This is a genomic window from Sorangium sp. So ce302 (genome assembly GCF_051530145.1).
Taxonomy (GTDB): domain Bacteria; phylum Myxococcota_A; class Polyangia; order Polyangiales; family Polyangiaceae; genus Sorangium; species Sorangium cellulosum_B.
On the sequence record NZ_CP150326.1, the window covers coordinates 9,409,332 to 9,422,100 of the forward strand.

Below are 12,769 nucleotides of genomic sequence, written 5' to 3' on the forward strand. Positions count from 1 at the left end.
CGTCGCGACTCGCGCCCATGCCAGTGAGGGCTTTCCGAGTGTGACGAGCCGTCGCTCCAGTAGCAGCGCAACCGCGAAGATGCCGTGGCGCTCTCCCGCGCCTCAATGAAACGTGTCAGGGTCAACAGGCACTTGTTCGAGGTCACGAGTTGGAATAACCTCGAAATTGTCCTGAACGGGATCAGACGTCATAAGACAATTGTGGTCACCCCACACCATGTCGTAGACTAGGTCGAACTTAGAGCGCCGCAGCGAGGGGGGGCATCCCGCGGCGAGCGCGTCGAGGATCGCATCGAGTATCGCTCTTCTGCGGAAGCCGGTTCGAGGGGAGGGCCGGCAGGAGGAGAAGCCAGAGGCAACGGCCGCGGCGACCTTTCTCCCGGCGGGTCAGGAGATCCGCTTTCCACACGGGAACGACGCGCACCGGGACCGCAAACCAGACCGACCGGGGCCGGGCAGATCGCCTGACGGCGCCCTGCTGCACCGTTCGTGCTGCGCGCCTTCGGCGCGCGCCGGGGTCTGCGAGGCTGGTCGGATGCGGGAGTTCGAACATCAGACAGGTCTCTTGCACGAGCGAAGAAGTAGGAGGGGAACTTCATGAGGTGCTGCATCGACGGCCTTAATCTGCATCCGACGAGCGTCCACGATGCTGCCGTTGTTCTCGACACCGTGACGGATCGGCTCCTCGCCGCGGGGGATCGGCGAGCGGCCTTCACCGACGTCTACGGTATCGTCACGCGCGCGGTCGCGGCGCAGGTCGAGCGACGCGATGGCATGTTCCTCGAGCCGGCGTGGATCTCGCGCCTCGCGGGCCGGTTCTGCGAGCGGTACCTCGAGACGCTCGGCTCGTACGATCGGGGCGCGGCGCAGGACTGCGGCGCCTGGCACATCGCGTACGCGAGCACGGCGTCGCGGTTCACGCCCCCCGTGCAGAACGCGCTGCTCGGCTTCAGCGCCCACATCAACTACGACCTGATCTTCGGGATCCACGCGACGATCGTCGAGTTCGGGCACGGCGCCGACCGGGCGATGCTCGCGCGGCTCAAGCACGATCACGATCAGATCAATGCGCTGCTCCGCGCCTCGGTCATCGAGGCGCTCGCGCGCCTCACCGCGCGGCACGGCTGCCCCCTCAGCGCGTTCTTCCTGGAGACCGCGCCGGAGGTCGCGGTCTGGGTGTCGATGGAGATGCTCTCGCGGTGGCGCGAGCGGGTCTGGGACGACGTCCTGGCGCTCCTCGCCGCGCGCAGCGGGAGCGAGCGGGCGGCGCTCTCCCGCGGGATCGAGCGGCGCTCCACGCGCATCGCCCAGATGCTCGCGCTGCCCTCGCTTTACCAGGCGCCGCATACGGCGCTCCGCCTCCTGTCAAGGGCCGCGTGATCGCGGCCGACCGCAACCGGAGCCCCGCCCGATCGTAGAATGGGGGCATGAGCAAGCTGCCCAAGGAACCGCCCGCCGGCGAGATCACCCCTCCAGCGCTCTACCTGCGGCGGCGCGAGCTCCTCAAGAACGCGGCGCTCTTCGCCGGCACCGCGTCGGCCATCGGCGGCGGCCTCGTCTGGCTCACGGGCGGAGCGGCGCGCCTCTCGGCGGCCGGCGCCCCCGGCGGCGAGGCCACGCCGCTCGGCAGCGCGGCAGCGCCGCCGGGGCCGCCGGCCGCCGGCGCGTCGTCCTCCGGGACGAGCTCGAGAGACCCGTTCGTCACCGACGAAGCGCGGACCTCCTACGAGGACATCGTTTCGTACAACAATTTCTACGAGCTCGGCCTGAGCAAGTCGGAGCCGGCCCAGAACGCCGGACGGCTCAGGCTCCGCCCCTGGGCCATCGCGTGCGAGGGAGAGGTGAAGAAGCCCGAGGTCATCGACCTCGACACCCTCCTCCGATGGTTTCCCCTGGAGGAGCGCGTCTATCGAATGCGCTGCGTCGAAGCGTGGTCGATGGTGATCCCCTGGCTCGGGTTCCCGCTGGGCGCGCTGCTCAGGCGCCTCGATCCGACCTCTCGCGCCCGGTACGTCCAGTTCACCACGCTGCTCGATCGGGAGCAGCTGCCCGGCCAGCGGAGCGACGTGCTCGAGTGGCCTTACGTCGAGGGGCTCCGGATCGACGAGGCCATGCACCCTCTCACGATGCTGGCCGTGGGCCTCTACGGCAAATCGCTGCTCGGCCAGAACGGAGCGCCCATTCGCCTGGTGGTGCCGTGGAAGTACGGCTTCAAGGGGTGCAAATCGATCGTCAGCATCAAGCTCACCGAGCGGCAGCCGGCGACGAGCTGGAGCCGCGCCGCGCCGGACGAGTACGGGTTCTATGCGAACGTGAACCCCGCGGTGGATCACCCGCGCTGGAGCCAGGCGACGGAGCGGAGGATCGGTGAGCTGCGTCGCCGTCCCACGCTGCCATTCAACGGCTATGCAGAGGAGGTCGCCGGCCTCTACAGCGGGATGGACCTGCGGGAGAGCTTCTGACGATGCGCGCGCAAGCGAGGACGATGTCGCCGCCGCGCGCTGTCGCCGCCGGTGTACCGGCTGGTCGGAAGCTCGGCTGGCTCCCGCCCGCGGTCGTCGCCGGCGGGCTGATCCCGCTGGTCGTGCTCGGCCTGCGCGCCGGGGCCGGGGCGCTCGGCCCGGACCCCGTCGCCGAGGCGCTGAACCAGCTCGGCCTGCTCGCGCTCGTGCTGCTCGTCGCCTCGCTGGCGGCGACGCCGCTCAAGCTCGTGTCGGGCTGGACCTTTCCGCTGCGTATCCGCAAGGCGCTCGGGCTGCTCGCGTTCTTCTACGCGTGCGCCCACTTCCTGACGTATGCGATCGTCGATCAGGGCCTCGACGTACGCGCGATCGTCGAGGACATCACGGAGCGCCCCTTCATCCTCGCCGGCTTCGTCGCGCTCCTCGTGCTCGTCCCGCTCGCGGCCACGTCGACCGCGCGCATGCTGAAGCGCCTCGGCGCCGCGCGCTGGAAGCGCCTGCACCGCCTCGCCTACGCCGCCGCCGTCCTCGGGATCGTGCACTTCTTCCTCCGCGTGAAGAAGGACGCGACAGAGCCGATGATCTACGCGGCGCTGCTCGCGCTCCTCTTCGCCGTGCGCGTCGCGAGCGCCATCCTGCGCAGACGCGCGGCGCGGCGCTGAGCGCCAGCGTCGCGCCGTCGCCGCGCGACGAACCTGCCGCGCGGCTCCGCGCGTTCGGATACCATGGGGCTTCGACGTGGAACGCGTGAGGACGGCATCATGAGGCTCTTCACCATCGGGGACAGCATCTCTCAAGGCTTCATGTCGCTCGGCGCGGCGCGCACCCAGCTCGCCTACTCCACGTGGATCGCGCATGCGCTCGGCGTCGACGTCGGCGACGCGCTGTCGAGCCCGGCGTACCGCGTGCCCGACTACCCGGCCCACGGGCTGCTGCTCGATCTGGAGGTGGTGCTCCGCCGCCTCCAGCTCGCCTTCGGCACCACGATCGACAGGCTCGAGTGGGCCGCCGTCCTCCTGGAGATCAACCGCGTGCTCGACGTGGCCGAGGAGTACTACGAGCGCGGCGAGGGGGCCGGCCGCTACCGCGGCGGGAGCGTGCCCTGGTTCCACAACGTCTCGGTGTACGGCTTCGACGTGGCCGACGCGTGGCTCGTGACCCCGAGGCTCTGCAGGGAGCGGATCGCGGCGGCGCCCGGCGCCAAGGACGGCTTTTTCCAGGGGCCCAACGCGGCGTTCTACCGGACCGCGCTCCGCGTCCTCAACCCGTCCCGGGACGAGCGCCTCGACGGGTACAGCCAGCTCGACTGGCTCGGCCACCACGCGCGCGGCGAGGGCGTCGAGAACCTCCTCCTCTGGCTCGGCCCCAACAACGCGGTCGGCTCGGCGATCCTCCTCAGCGTCGCGGCGACCGAGGACAGGCCCGAGCGGCGGCCGGCCTCGCTCAGCTTCGACGAGCGGACCCGGGCGCAGTGGAACCTCTGGATGCCCGACGACTTCGTCGCCGAGTACGGCGAGCTGCTCGACCGGGTCGACACCCTGATGCGGCGCAACGAGAGCCCGGGCTGGCGGGTGTTCGTGGCCAACGTGCCTCACGTGACGATCGTGCCGATCGCCACGGGCGTCGGCGACCCGCTGCCCGGCCTCCCGCGCTACTACCCCTATTACACCTATCCCCCGCTCGCTCGGGGCACCCGCCTGATCGAGGCGGGCGCGCCGCACCTCACCGCGGCGGACGCGCGGCGCATCGACGAGACGGTCGACGCCTGCAACGCGCAGCTCGTCCGGCTCATCGAGGAGAGGAACGCCCGCCACCGCACGCCCCGGTATCACCTCGTCGACGTCTCCGGCGGCCTGGACCGGCTCGCGTACCGGCGCACCGGCGGCGAGCCGTCGTACGAGTTCCCCGCATACTTCGCGGCCAACGTCGCGCCGCCGATGGACACCCGCTTCTACCACGTCGATCGCGCCGGGCGCCGCAAGGCCGGCGGCATCGTCAGCCTCGACGGCGTTCACCCGAGCGTCATCGGCCAGGGCCTCCTCGCCCACGAGTTCCTCAAGGTCATGAAGGAGGCCGGCGTCCCTGGCGCCGACCCGGACCGCCTGCCGTGGCCCAGGATCGTGGCGAGCGACACGCTCTATCAGGATCCGATCCCGCTGATGGAGGAGATCTACCAGTACGAAGAGCTCTCGTACGCGGTGCTCTCGGCCTACCGGTACGTCTTCGGAGGGCTCCAGGGGCGCCGCGGCAGCATCAAGGACTTCTAGAGCGACGGTCACCCGCTTCGGATACGGGCCCACCTCGACGTTTTCGGTGCTCAGCGCACCGGAGTGCGCTTGCGCGCCGAAAACGCCGATCTGGGCCCGTCTCCTGTGCGGGAGACCGCCGCTCTGCTCGGCATGCGGGCTCGGCGGCGTCGTTCGGCGCGCTGCGGCGTACTTTCGTGAGCGGCGCTCAGGGAACCGCCGGCGTGCTCCCGCGGAGCATGAAATAGATGAGCACCCCGGTGACGGAGACGTAGAGCCAGAGGGGCAGCGTCACCCGCGCGACCTTGGCGTGCTTCGCAAAGTTCGCCTTGTAGGCGAAGTAGAACGACGTCAGCGCGAGCGGCACGATGCCCGCCGAGAGCACGATGTGCGAGATGAGGACGGCGAAGTAGACGGCGCGCAGCGGCCCGGTGCCCTGGTACTTCGTGTCGCCGTGGACGAAGTGATAGGCGAGGTAGCCGACGAGGAACAGCGACGAGGCGGCGAACGCCGAGACCATCAGGTACTTGTGCACGACCATCGCGCGGCGCTTGATCGCGATCCAGCCCGCGACGAGGAGCGTGGCGGCCGTCGCGTTCAAGGCGGCGTTCAGCGGCGGCATGAAGCGGAGATCCGCGCCGCCCGCGCCCCGCCGGATGATGAGGATGTAGGCGAGGAACGCCAGCGCGGCCGCGGAGAGCACGGCATTGAAGGCGTAGAACGATCGGTCGCTGGTGCGGGCGAGCAGGCCGACCGGCTTCAAGTGGCTCGAGGCGTGGGACGACATCGCGCGGTCCATACCAGAGGAGCGCGCCGAGCGCGAACGCGAGCGGGCGACCTCGGATCAGCGAACGGAAGCGGACGGAAGCGGATGGAGACGACCGCCAGCGCTCGCAGACGGACCGAAGCGGACGGGCGCGGACGGAGCCGCCCCGAGTGACCCCGGGCTACGCGGAGCTCGGCGCGATCCCCATCGGCGTGGGGCTGCGATCTGCGTTCCGCAGCGGCTCGCGCATGGTCACGAACTCCTCGGCTGCGGTCGGGTGGATGCCGATCGTCGCGTCGAACTGGGCCTTGGTCGCGCCGCACTTCAGCGCGACGGCGAACCCCTGGACAATCTCGCCGGCGTCGGGCCCGACCATGTGGACGCCGAGCACCCGGTCGGTCGCGCGGTCGACGACGAGCTTCATCATCGTCTTCTCCTCGCGCCCGGAGAGGGTGTGCTTGAGCGCGCGGAAGGTCGAGAGGTAGATGGCGACGTCGTGGTGCTCTCGCGCCTGCGCCTCGGACAGGCCGACGGTGCCGACGTTCGGCTGGCTGAAGACGGCGGTCGGGATGCCGGCGTAGTCCACGCGCGCGCGCTCGCCGCGGAAGAGCGTCTTCACCAGCGCCATCGCCTCGGCGATGGCCACGGGCGTGAGCTGCACGCGCGAGATCACGTCGCCGAGCGCATAGATGGACGGGACCGACGTCTGGAACGCGTCGTCCACCACGACGGCGCCCTCCTCGTCGAGCTTCACCCCGACCTCCTCGAGGCCGAGCCCCTTGGTCTTCGGCAGGCGCCCCGTCGCGTACAGCACGCAGTCGGCCGCGAGCTCGGTGCCGTCGGCGAGCGTCGCGACGAGCGCGTCGCCCTGCCGCGCGATGCTCTCGACGCTCGCGCCCAGGCGGAGGTCGAGCCCCTTCTTCTGGATCTCGGCGGCCAGGAACGCCCGGATGTCGTCGTCGAAGCCGCGCAGGAGGTGCAGGCCGCGGTGGATCAGCGACACCTTGGCCCCGAGGCCGTGCAGGATGCCGGCGAGCTCGACCGCGATGTAGCCGCCCCCGACGATGACCGCCCGCCGCGGCATCGTCGGGAAGTGGAACAGGTCGTCGGAGGTGACGGCGAGCTCGCGCCCGGGGAGATCGGGGATCCAGGGATAGCTGCCGGTCGCGACGAGGATCCGCTCGGCGGTGATCCTGGCGCCGTCGATCTCGACGGCGTGGGGATCGACGACCCGGGCGTGCCCCCGCCGGACGTCGGCGCCCGAGTTCTTCAGGAGCCGCTCGTAGACGCCGTTCAGGCGCTCGATCTCCTTGTCCTTGTTGCGGAGGAGCGTCGACCAGTCGAACGACGGGCCGGCGTGCCCGTTCCCGCTGGCGCCGTGGCCGGGCACCGTCCAGCCGTAGCCGCCGGCGTCCTCGAAGTCCTCGGCGTAGTGCGAGGCGTAGACGAGGAGCTTCTTCGGGATGCACCCCAGGTTGACGCAGGTGCCGCCGAGGTGGCGCGACTCGGCGACGGCGACCCGGGCGCCGTAGGAAGCGGTCATGCGGGCTGCGCGCACGCCGCCGGAGCCGGCGCCGATGACGAACAGATCGTAATCGTACTTGGACATGGCGGACGACTATGCCCCATGTGGGGCGCGGTCGCCGCGCGCCGTGCGGTCGCGCGCGACGGGCTCCGCTCCCTCCGGCTTCGGCTCGGCCACCGGCGCGGGGATTCTGCTACGGTCCCGCCGTTGCGCTCCTCGCCCCACACTGGAACCTTCGCCGACGCTCCGTCACCGCGCCCGCGCGACGGCGACCTGCAGGAGCGTCCCGCGCCGCGCCTCGCGGGACGCGCGCGCCGCGCCCTGCCCTTCGCGCTGGCGGCCGCGCTCGTCGCGTTCGTCCTCGGCCGGCTCGACTTCGACGCCTTCCGCGCCGCCCTGTCGCGCGTCGACGCCCCGCTCTTCGTCGCCTTCGCCGCCCTCTTCGTCCTCGCGCTCCTCGGCGCCGACACGTTCGCGACCGTCCTCGTCTACCGCCGCCTGATCGCGCCCGTCGCCTTCCGCGACTTCCTCGTGCTCCGCGGCGCCTCCTACCTCCCGTCGCTGCTCAACCACCACGTCGGTCAAGCCTTCATCACGGTCTTCCTCGCGCGCGTGCACGCCGTGCCGCTCGCGCGCGTCGCCGGCGCGACGCTCGTCGTGTACGCGTCGTGGCTCGGCTGCCTGCTCCTCCTCGGCGCCGTCGCCGTGCCCGCGAACGGCGGGCCGCTCGCCGGGTCCGCCCTGCTCCTCGCGGCGGGCGCGCTCTACCTTGCGATCCTCGCGCTGCGCCCGGCCCGGCTCGCCCGCGCGAAGCTCCTCGCCCCGCTCTTCGAGGCGGGCGTGCGCGGCCACCTCGTCGCCCTCGCCGCGCGCATCCCGCATCTCCTCGTCCTGTTCGCCGGCACCTGGCTCCCCTTCTGGTTCTTCGACGTGCGCGTTCCCCTTGGAGCCGCCCTCACGTACATCCCGATCCTGATGGTGGCGGTGACGCTCCCCATCACGCCGCAAGGCTTCGGCACGCGCGACGTGCTCGCCGCCGCGCTCTTCGAGGGCTTCGCGGCCGGCGCGACGCGCGACGCACGCCTGGCCGCCATCGCCGCCTCGACGACGACGTGGGCCGTGGCGCTCACCCTCGTCGAGGCCGCGCTCGGCCTGGCCCTCCTCCGGGGCGTTTTGCCCCATATGGAGGCAAAGCGCCCCACGGACGCTCCCCCGTCCGGCCATGACGCGGCGTAACGCGGCTCGCCATCACGGTATTTGGAATCTTGCAACCAGGCTACTCGCCAACGTCGATTGGCGCATGGTTTGCCATAGAGCCGGAGAGCGGCGGAAGAGCGGCCCAGCAGAGGCCCAGCAGAGACCAAAGAGGCCCAGCAGAGACCAAAGAGGCCCTGCAGAGGCCAAAGAGAGATAGGTCGGCCAAGAGCAGGTTCAGCGTGGCGAGTTTCGGGTTATAGTCTCCGGCCCCCTGGCGTTCGTTTCGTCCTTCTGGCCGCGTGCGACCCGCTGAACATCGCAGACTGGACCAGTCCGCGCCGAGCGACCCTCTATGAAGAATCTGGTTCGTTTCCTCGCCTCCTCCGATCACGACGTCGCGCGCGCCATACGCCACGTGCGCCGGCAGGTCCTCAGCTTCACCCTGCCCGCGCCGCGGCCGCTCGTGGTCCCGATGCGCATGGCGTTCGAGGCCGCGCGCGAGGTGTATTATTTCGGTGCGCGTGTGCTCGTCTGCGAACCGCATTTCAAGTCCCACTGCGTGCAGTACGGCAAGGGTGTCCGGACGGGGACCTTCATCCACTTCATCAATGGGCGGGGCGACATCATCCTCGGTGATAACGTGGTGCTCGACGGCAAGACCGACTTCATCTTCGCCGCGCGGTTCTGCGACCGCCCCACGCTGCGGATCGGCGACAACACCGGGATCGGGCACGGCTGCCGGATCGTCGTCGGCAAGTCGGTCACCATCGGCAAGCACTGCATGATCGCGGCGGGCGTCTTCATCCTCGACTCGAGCGGCCACCCGAGCGATCCGGAGGCCCGGAGGCGGGGCCTGCCTCCCTCGGACGCCGAGGTGCGGCCGGTCGTCATCGAGGACAACGTCTGGCTCGGGACCCGGTCCACGATCTTCCCGGGGGTCACGGTGGGCGAGGGCAGCGTGGTGTCGGCGGGATCCATCGTGATGGCCGATGTCCCTCCGTACACCGTCGTCGCTGGCAATCCGGCCCGACGGGTGGCATCACTCCGGGCGACCGAGCCGCCGCCGCCCATCGGGCCCGTGGCGGACCGCGCCGATGCGAGCGCGAAGAGGCACGGCTCGGACGACGCTGCGCGTCGCTCGGGCTCCGACAACGCATCTTAACCCTGGAGTTCTTTCATGGTGATCGAGGTGGAGAAGGTGATCGATGTCATCGTCACGGTCGGCCGCTTGCCCGCCGCGATCAGGCCCGATGACGACATCTACGACGCGGGGTTCTCCTCGGTTCGAGCGCTCCAGCTGCTCACCGAGCTGGAGGACCTGTTCAACGTGGCGCTCCCCGACGACCGGTTCAGCGTCGCCCGCACGCCGCGCGCGCTGAGCTCCCTCATCCAGGAGCTCGCGCCGTGAGGAGGGTCGTCACCGTCGAGCTCGCGGCGCCTGCGACCGAGATGGCGCAGGAGGAGATACCCAAGCAGATCGCCTTCCTCTCGAAGGAGATCGCGAACATCCGCTTCGTCCGCGAGGGCGCCGCGCTGGAGTTCGAGGCCCCGGAGGAGCGCGCGGCCGACCTCGCGAAGGCGGCGGAGGGCATCGCGCGCACCATGCAGCGCAGCCTGCGCCAGCTCACGCGGAAGCTCGTGTACCGCAGCCCGGCGTGCGATCGGGTGGAGTTCCGGGGCGGCGCGCTCCCCGCCGGGATCACGCAGATGGGCCAGGGCCAGGTCGCCCTCGAGGGCATCCCGCTGCGGCTCTACCGCTACTTCGATCGCTCGCTGGAGGCGCTCGGCGCGCCGTTCTCGCCGAGCCCGATCCTCGTGCCGACGTTGATCCCGGCGGCGACGCTGGCGAAGTGCGACTACTTCCGCTCGTTCCCTCACATCGTCACGTTCACGTGCCATCTGCCGGAGGACATGCCGCTCATCGAGGATTTCCGGGCGCGGCATCAGGACCGGGACACGCTCGACGAGCGCGCGCTGAGCGACATGGCGCAGCCGGAGGTGTGCCTCTCGCCGGCGGTCTGTTACCACGTGTACGCGGCGAACCGGGACCGGGTGCTGCCGGCTGGCGGCGCGCGCTACGCCCTCGCGGGCCGCTGCTTCCGCTACGAGTCGAGCAAGATGGTCGACCTGCGGCGGCTCTGGGAGTTCACGATGCGGGAGATCGTCTTCCTCGGGTCGCGGGAGGACGTCCTCGCGCTGCGCGAGCAGGGGAACGAGATCGTGGCGCGCTACCTCGACGAGCACCGGCTCGCCGGCGAGATCCGGACGGCGAGCGACCCGTTCTTCATCGCGCCGGACGCGGCCGCCAAGACGTACTTCCAGATCAGCAGCGAGACGAAATACGAGATCTCGTTGATGCTCCCGGAGGGCGAGCGCGTGGCGGCCGGCTCGCTGAACTACCATACCGACTTCTTCGGCCGCGCGTTCAGCTGCGATGTCGAGGGCGCGGGCCCGATGCACAGCGTGTGCATCGCGTTCGGCCTGGAGCGGTGGGTCTACGCGTTCCTGGCCCAGCACGGCGACGATCCGGCCGGCTGGCCCGATGTCGTGCGGCGCGCTCCCGAAATGGCAACCCTGTAGAGCGGCGCATCGCCGCTTCGTCGCTTGCTCGCAGTTCTGTTTCCCGGGGGATCTGAGAGGCTTCGCGTCCATGCAGTTCGAGCGCGTCGATCCGGTCGCGGCGGCGGAGGAGGCCAGCTTCGTCCTGCGCGAGGCGTGGCCTCCGCCGACCCTCCATTACACGGCCGGCTACCTGAGATGGCAGTTCGGCTTCCCCGGCCCGTCGCCGCAGGCCGTGCTCGCGCGAAAGGGCGGCGAGCCGGCCGGCTTCATCGGCGTCGCGCCGCGCCGCTTCCGGTTCCGGGGCGCCACGTCGGAGGGATATGTCCTCTCGTTCGTGAGCGTGCGGCCGAAGTTCCAGGGGCAAGGGCTGGCGAGCCGGCTGTACACAGAGCTCCTCGCCGGCCTCCGGGCGACCCGCCTGCCCATCGCTGTGTTCGTGGAGGCGCGGTCCGCGCCCGCGCAGCGCGTGCTCTTCAAGGCGGTGGCGGCGGTGGGTCTCGAGCTGAAGCAGCTCACCGCGTGCCGGAACCACGGCTTTCTCCCCCGGGCGAGCGCCGCGCCGCCGCGGGCCGTGGCCGCGCCGGCATCGGCCGTGCAGGACGTGCTCGCCGTGATGGCGGCGTGCAGCGGCGAGCGCGTGCTGTGGTCGGCGCCCGACGCGGCGCACCTCGAGCACGCCCTCCGCGATCCACGGCCGCGCCGGCTGCTGCTCGTCGAGGAGGCGGGCCGCGCCGTCGGCGCCGCGGTGGTGTTCCTGTCGGAGATCGCGACCGCCCGGGGGATCGACCGCGTGGCGACGCTCGGCGCGCTCTTCCTGCCGGAGCCGACCGCCGATCGGCTCGCGGCGGTGATGCGCGCGGCGTCGGAGGCTTTCGGCGGAAAGACGACCGCGCCGACGGTGAGCGCGCCGAACCTGGCGATCGTCCCCCAGGATCAGCTCAGGCCGGCCGGCGTGCGCGCGACGGCCGCGACGTTCGACGCGTTCGTGATCCACCCGAAGGGCGGGCCCTGGCTGGACGCCGAGACGACCAACCTCGAGGTCGTCTGACGCAACGGTGTCCCAGGGGCATCCATCTACATTGCAGATGGTTCCCATGAGAACAATGCCGATTCACAAGATGGATCGGCAGGCGCATGTTGAGGCCATGAGCAACAACACTTCTTCGATGGTGATCCGGCGCTCTGGCGAGCGGGGCTATGCCGACCACGGGTGGCTGCAGTCGTTCCACACGTTCTCGTTCGCCGACTACCAGGATCCGGAGCACATGGGCTTCCGTGCGCTGCGGGTCATCAACGACGACCGCGTCGCCCCGTCGCGGGGGTTCGGGATGCACCCGCACCAGAACATGGAGATCATCACCTATGTCCTGGAGGGGGAGCTCGCGCACAAGGACAGCATGGGGAACGGGTCGATCATCCGCCCAGGCGAGGTGCAGCGCATGTCGGCGGGGACGGGCGTGTACCACAGCGAGCACAACACCTCGAAGGCGGGCCCGACCCACCTGCTGCAGATCTGGATCGTGCCGGATCGGCGCGGGGTTGCGCCGAGCTACGAGCAGAAGGCGTTCTCGAAGGAAGAGCGCCAGGGCAAGCTGCGGCTCGTCGCCTCGCAGGACGGGCGCGAGGGCTCGGTCACGGTCCACCAGGACGTGAGCCTGTTCGCGGGGCTCTTCGGGCAAGGCGAAGAGGCGCGCTACGAGCTCCCGGCCGGCCGAAACGCCTGGGTCCACGTCGCGCGCGGGAGCGTCGAGCTGAACGGGACGCTGCTCGAGGCCGGCGACGCGGCGGCCATCGGAGCCCCCGGCGCGGGCGGAGCAGGTCAGTCGCTCCACCTCGTCGGGAAGGGCGCGGGCGAGGTGCTGCTGTTCGACCTCGCCTGAGGGGCGGCTCTCGCGCGCTCCGCTCGCCGGCGGCTCGATGAGACAGAGGAGACAGCGGGAGATCGCGCCCATGATCCACGGCGTCAGGAGAGGCCTGCCGCCTGCAAGGGAGCTCCCTGGGGCAAACAGGC

At 70.6% G+C, this 12,769-nt stretch carries 12 protein-coding genes; 10 read left to right on the top strand and 2 right to left on the bottom strand.

Features of this window, described 5'->3' with window-relative positions:
- The first annotated feature begins 597 nt into the window (after window positions 1-597).
- The 4 genes from WME73_RS35650 (at window position 598) to WME73_RS35665 (ending at window position 4,729) form a co-directional block, all read left to right on the top strand.
- A complete protein-coding gene (locus WME73_RS35650; protein WP_437740816.1) occupies window positions 598-1,380 on the top strand; it encodes a DUF5995 family protein in 783 nt (260 codons plus the stop codon).
- A gap of 47 nt (window positions 1,381-1,427) precedes the next feature.
- Window positions 1,428-2,462 carry a protein-methionine-sulfoxide reductase catalytic subunit MsrP gene (gene msrP, locus WME73_RS35655; protein WP_437912437.1) on the top strand — a complete coding sequence of 345 codons (1,035 nt, stop codon included), beginning with the start codon at window positions 1,428-1,430 and terminating at the stop codon, window positions 2,460-2,462.
- 2 nt (window positions 2,463-2,464) lie between these two features.
- Window positions 2,465-3,124, top strand: coding sequence for a sulfite oxidase heme-binding subunit YedZ (locus WME73_RS35660; protein ID WP_437740818.1), 660 nt, complete (start codon window positions 2,465-2,467; stop codon window positions 3,122-3,124).
- A 99-nt stretch (window positions 3,125-3,223) separates the two neighbouring features.
- Window positions 3,224-4,729, top strand: a complete 1,506-nt coding sequence (locus WME73_RS35665; protein ID WP_437852079.1) for a hypothetical protein — start codon at window positions 3,224-3,226, stop codon at window positions 4,727-4,729.
- 187 nt (window positions 4,730-4,916) lie between these two features.
- Here WME73_RS35665 and WME73_RS35670 read toward each other — a convergent pair whose 3' ends face one another.
- Entirely contained in the window at window positions 4,917-5,507 is a 591-nt protein-coding gene (locus tag WME73_RS35670; protein WP_437544022.1) for a DUF420 domain-containing protein, read from the bottom strand.
- A gap of 148 nt (window positions 5,508-5,655) precedes the next feature.
- Entirely contained in the window at window positions 5,656-7,083 is a 1,428-nt protein-coding gene (gene gor, locus WME73_RS35675) for a glutathione-disulfide reductase (RefSeq protein WP_437912438.1), read from the bottom strand.
- Between the two features lie 123 nt (window positions 7,084-7,206).
- Between gor and WME73_RS35680 the strand changes: the two genes are divergently transcribed.
- From WME73_RS35680 to WME73_RS35705, 6 genes are all read left to right on the top strand, one after another.
- Complete coding sequence (locus WME73_RS35680; RefSeq protein WP_437912439.1) at window positions 7,207-8,235, top strand: lysylphosphatidylglycerol synthase domain-containing protein; 1,029 nt, start codon at window positions 7,207-7,209, stop codon at window positions 8,233-8,235.
- Window positions 8,236-8,548: 313 nt separating this feature from the next.
- On the top strand, window positions 8,549-9,358 hold the full coding sequence (locus tag WME73_RS35685; RefSeq protein WP_437740822.1) for an acyltransferase: 810 nt from the start codon (window positions 8,549-8,551) through the stop codon (window positions 9,356-9,358).
- Between the two features lie 15 nt (window positions 9,359-9,373).
- A complete protein-coding gene (locus WME73_RS35690; RefSeq protein ID WP_437740823.1) occupies window positions 9,374-9,604 on the top strand; it encodes an acyl carrier protein in 231 nt (76 codons plus the stop codon).
- Window positions 9,601-10,776: a hypothetical protein gene (locus tag WME73_RS35695; protein ID WP_437740824.1), complete on the top strand. Its 1,176-nt coding sequence runs from the start codon at window positions 9,601-9,603 to the stop codon at window positions 10,774-10,776. The genes WME73_RS35690 and WME73_RS35695 overlap by 4 nt, the downstream gene beginning before the upstream one ends.
- Before the next feature lie 70 nt (window positions 10,777-10,846).
- Complete coding sequence (locus tag WME73_RS35700; RefSeq protein ID WP_437740825.1) at window positions 10,847-11,806, top strand: GNAT family N-acetyltransferase; 960 nt, start codon at window positions 10,847-10,849, stop codon at window positions 11,804-11,806.
- A gap of 118 nt (window positions 11,807-11,924) precedes the next feature.
- Window positions 11,925-12,638 (top strand): pirin family protein, encoded by a 714-nt coding sequence (locus WME73_RS35705; protein WP_437748067.1) that lies wholly within the window; start codon window positions 11,925-11,927, stop codon window positions 12,636-12,638.
- The last annotated feature ends 131 nt before the right edge of the window (window positions 12,639-12,769 follow it).